1 rRNA gene is annotated in these 1337 nt (G+C 56.9%); it reads left to right on the forward strand.

From position 1 onward, the window contains the following. Positions 1-1316 (forward strand): 23S ribosomal RNA (locus HCK00_RS26625); the annotation flags it as partial. Positions 1317-1337 lie beyond the last annotated feature (21 nt).

The raw sequence follows: 1337 nt of genomic DNA on the forward strand, positions 1-1337 counted from the left end.
CGGCGGCCCGTACCCTAAACCGACTCAGGTGGTCAGGTAGAGAATACCGAGGCGTTCGGGTGAACTGTGGTTAAGGAACTCGGCAAAATGCCCCCGTAACTTCGGGAGAAGGGGGGCCATGGCTGGTGATGGAGTTTTCCTCCTGAGCTGGTGGTGGCCGCAGAGACCAGCGAGAAGCGACTGTTTACTAAAAACACAGGTCCGTGCGAAGCCGTAAGGCGATGTATACGGACTGACGCCTGCCCGGTGCTGGAACGTTAAGGGGACCGGTTAGCTGCTCTTCGGGGTGGCGAAGCTGAGAACTTAAGCGCCAGTAAACGGCGGTGGTAACTATAACCATCCTAAGGTAGCGAAATTCCTTGTCGGGTAAGTTCCGACCTGCACGAATGGCGTAACGACTTCTCGACTGTCTCAACCACAGGCCCGGTGAAATTGCACTACGAGTAAAGATGCTCGTTTCGCGCAGCAGGACGGAAAGACCCCGGGACCTTTACTACAGCTTGATATTGGTGTTCGGTTCGGCTTGTGTAGGATAGGTGGGAGACTGTGAAGCCTGGACGCTAGTTCAGGTGGAGTCGTCGTTGAAATACCACTCTGGTCGTGCTGGATGTCTAACCTGGGTCCGTGATCCGGATCAGGGACAGTGTCTGGTGGGTAGTTTAACTGGGGCGGTTGCCTCCTAAAGGGTAACGGAGGCGCCCAAAGGTTCCCTCAGCCTGGTTGGTAATCAGGTGGTGAGTGTAAGTGCACAAGGGAGCTTGACTGTGAGACTGACGGGTCGAGCAGGGACGAAAGTCGGGACTAGTGATCCGGCGGTGGCTTGTGGAAGCGCCGTCGCTCAACGGATAAAAGGTACCCCGGGGATAACAGGCTGATCTTCCCCAAGAGTCCATATCGACGGGATGGTTTGGCACCTCGATGTCGGCTCGTCGCATCCTGGGGCTGGAGTCGGTCCCAAGGGTTGGGCTGTTCGCCCATTAAAGCGGTACGCGAGCTGGGTTTAGAACGTCGTGAGACAGTTCGGTCCCTATCCGCTGTGCGCGTAGGAGTCTTGAGAAGGGCTGTCCCTAGTACGAGAGGACCGGGACGGACGGACCTCTGGTGTGCCAGTTGTTCTGCCAAGGGCATGGCTGGTTGGCTACGTTCGGGAGGGATAACCGCTGAAAGCATCTAAGCGGGAAGCCTGCTTCGAGATGAGGACTCCCACCTCCATGAGAGGGTAAGGCTCCCAGAAGACGACTGGGTTGATAGGCCAGGTATGGAAGACCGGTAACGGTTGGAGTTGACTGGTACTAATAGGCCGAGGGCTTGTCCTCAGGTGCTCGCGTCCACTGTGT

It is taken from the genome of Streptomyces zingiberis (assembly GCF_012034935.1).
GTDB lineage: Bacteria > Actinomycetota > Actinomycetes > Streptomycetales > Streptomycetaceae > Streptomyces > Streptomyces zingiberis.